The organism is Wandonia haliotis, assembly GCF_039523435.1.
GTDB classification, from domain to species: Bacteria; Bacteroidota; Bacteroidia; order Flavobacteriales_D; family Crocinitomicaceae; genus Wandonia; species Wandonia haliotis.
Window position 1 is genome coordinate 1 of record NZ_BAAAFH010000014.1, and the last position, 2,411, is coordinate 2,411.

Below are 2,411 nucleotides of genomic sequence, written 5' to 3' on the forward strand. Positions count from 1 at the left end.
GATCCGGGGGAACAGTACTATTACTATCAGGGTCAGGAAGCAGCCAGTACACACAACTCCATGATGGATGCACAGGGTAACCTGCTGTTTTTCATCGTTGACGAAATTGTTTACGATGCCGATGGCTATGCCATGGGTTGGCTGGAAAAAGCAAGTTCACCTTATATGAGCATGAAAGGTACTTCTGAAATGGTCATCGTTCCCGATCCGGGCAACTGTTCACGGTATTACATCATAGGTACTGCGCTGAACCATTACAACGGGAATTCCAACCACATACCGCATTATGCCATACTGGACATGAGCCTGCCCAATGAATTTTTCGCAGGTCGCATGGGCGGTTTTGTCATGAATGTAGACACTCCCCTGTACAACATCGCTGATATGATTGATGAACCACCATTCAATGATGCTCCCGGTCTGCCACGATTCGGCGGGGTGTACTTTGCCGTAACCCCGATGCGTGCAGATAATTCCTATAAATTGTTTATCTCCGGGTCGGATCATATCTTCCGTTTCACTATTGATGAACAAGGGCTTGCTTATGACAATTACTTTCTTCAAACCGATGTCCATTACGACCGTACGTATTTTATGCGTTCAGAAATGGAAATTAAAGCCATGCCTTCTGGGGATTACTTCCTTGCATATCCTCTTATCCGCGCTATCGGTGACAATACACAATACACCGAGTATTCCACTGTAATGGTTACCCTGCTCAACAATGCAGGAGTGGAAATCCCGTCGGCACGGAGATACTACAACATTGAACACATGAATGGTGAGAATGCCAATATCCGCGGACTGGAATTTTCCGAAGACGGACGCTATCTCTATATGACCCATGCCGAGGTATCCAACCGTACCAGTTGCGTGGAATACATCGATTTGGGAGAAGTAAGCTATACCATCTATCCTCTCCACGTAGATGCCAATGAAGGGAGAGATTACCAATATTCGCTACTTGAAATGGGAGCCGACGGACGCATCTATGCGGCCAAAGACAATCCCACAACACAGACCAGTACGGCACTGGCGAGCCTTTCGAATACCAATACGCCCAATCCGTCGAACTGGAATGCCAATGCGCTTTCGGTAAACTTCTCGCCCAATCACATGGCAAAACCTGCCATCTATATCATCCCTGAAGACAGAGCTTATATCCTTCCCGACCAGATCGACGGATTCAATTACTACGATATGTACGAAGAGGTATTGGAATGCTGTCTGGAAACACGGCTTTCCAACGACCAGTTGCTTTCCACCGGGATCGAAACCTGGACGGAAACCATGGCAGCACCGCCCTTTACGATCGACAACGGGGTGGTCTATATAAAGGATGAACTGCGTGTGAAAGCCGGATCGGTGCTGACACTGGAGAATATGGAGTTCCGTTTCTCACCTACCGCCAAAGTGATCGTGGAACGGGGAAGCGGTGGACAGAACGGAGGGAAACTGATCCTGAAAAACACCTTATTTACCGTGGATGACCGTTGTTCGCCTGAATTGATGTGGCCGGGAATCGAAGTACATGGACACCCCTCGCAGCAGCAGGGATTCCCGCACGCTTCTTCCGGTTCGCACAACAGTATACAGGGAGCCGTGTATATTCTCGACAATTCACGTATTCAGCACGCCCTTACCGGTGTTGCGACCGGAACGGTCCTCGCTAACGGAACGGTGAATTCTGACTATGCCGGAGGGATTGTTGTGGTACAGGAAGCTACTTTTTTCAATAACGAAAAAGATGTCGTACTGGCAGCTTACCAGCACATCAACAAAAGCCAGTTTTCCAACAGTACCTTTATGACCAACGGATTATTGAAAGATCCGGCACGATACCCAATGTATCACCTTGCCCTGATGGGGGTAAACCGTGTGTACGTGAAAGGGTGTGTATTCCGTAACCTCACACCGGAACTGTACCCCGCTAATAAGCAGGGAACGGGGATTGCTTCCCTCAACTCCCAATTCTACGTGGATCGTTACTGCGGCATACAGTCAGGTTGCCCGAATCCTGTCCGCTCCCGCTTCGAAAGCCTGCATTACGGCATCATGGCTGCGGGATGGATCGCACCAAAACCCTATTTGGTGGACCGGGCGGATTTCGTGGACAACCACACCGGGATTTATACCTCCGATGTGAACAACTTCAAAATACAGCGTTCGGATTTTTCCATTTACAAATCCGTTGCGCCTAACTATACCTTTGAAACTGTGGGGATTCATCTGGATAACTGTACGGGGTATATCGTGCAGGAAAACACATTGGAGGAAGGAACCACCAACGGTGCTACCGGAATGGGGAATACCATCGGTATCCTAGTGAATAACTCAGGGGAAGCGGACAACGAGATTTACCGCAATAGTTTCGGAAATCTGCGTGTAGGCGGACAATCCCAGAACACCAA

General features: G+C 48.7%; 1 protein-coding gene. It reads left to right on the top strand.

The features are described 5' to 3' along the window. Positions 1–333: 333 nt before the first annotated feature. Positions 334–2,411: right-handed parallel beta-helix repeat-containing protein (locus ABDZ97_RS12210; protein WP_343788050.1), on the top strand; the 2,078-nt coding region annotated here is incomplete at its 3' end.